Here is an 837-nt window from a genome sequence, read left to right on the forward strand (position 1 = left end):
TCATGTATTCGGAGGATTGCTTGTCCTTGCGCTCGCGATTTGGCGGATTGCACTACGTCTGACCCGCGGCGCGCCGCCGCTACCGGAAAAAGAAACAGCCGCGATGAAGCTCGCCGCACATATCACGCACTTCTCACTCTATGCGTTGATGGTGCTGGTGCCCGCCTCAGGTGCCTTGGCCTGGTTTGGTGGGATAGCAGCGTCCGCCGAAGTGCATGAGATCCTGAAAACGCTAATGCTTGTTCTGATTGTCTTGCATTTTCTGGCTGCCTTGTTCCATCAGTTCATTCTCAAAACCAACCTGATGGCTCGTATGAAGCGCGCAGGATAAGCTTTTGAACAAGCATCCTTGAACCCACGATCCAACACCGTAATGTCAGGCGGTCACACTTAATAGCGTTGGCCGCCATGATATTGCGTTTCGCAACACTGTCACTTTTGGTTTTCTACCCCGTCGCGTGGTTCGCCCCGCTGATGCGCGCGGGGTTCCTGCCGATCTTTGGCCTTAGCGAAATCAGCGTCATCACCGGCCTCCAGTCGCTTTGGAAATCCGACATCTTCCTTGCGCTGGTCGTCACCATCTTTGCCCTCTTCGCGCCCTACATCAAAACCATTGGCACCGCGCTGATACAGTGGAACCTGCTAGATGCCCGTGTGCAGCCTGCGCTGAGTATCCTAGGCAAGCTGGCGATGGCGGATATCTTCCTGATCGCGCTTTACATCACATTGGCCAAGGGCATCTTTTACGCCACTGTTGAGACCGCATGGGGTCTCTACCTGTTCACGGCCTGCATCCTTGCCTCCATCGCTTTGGGCATTCTCACCGAACGCCACTGC

Annotated in this window: 2 protein-coding genes; both read left to right on the forward strand. The window is 55.2% G+C overall.

Annotated features, from left to right (window positions below; translation table 11 throughout):
- Window positions 1-331: cytochrome b (locus ACR0C6_RS21580; protein ID WP_480621173.1), on the forward strand; the 331-nt coding region annotated here is incomplete at its 5' end.
- A gap of 77 nt (window positions 332-408) precedes the next feature.
- Window positions 409-837: paraquat-inducible protein A (locus ACR0C6_RS21585; protein ID WP_480621175.1), on the forward strand; the 429-nt coding region annotated here is incomplete at its 3' end.

This window comes from Ruegeria sp. AL12, from assembly GCF_056540885.1.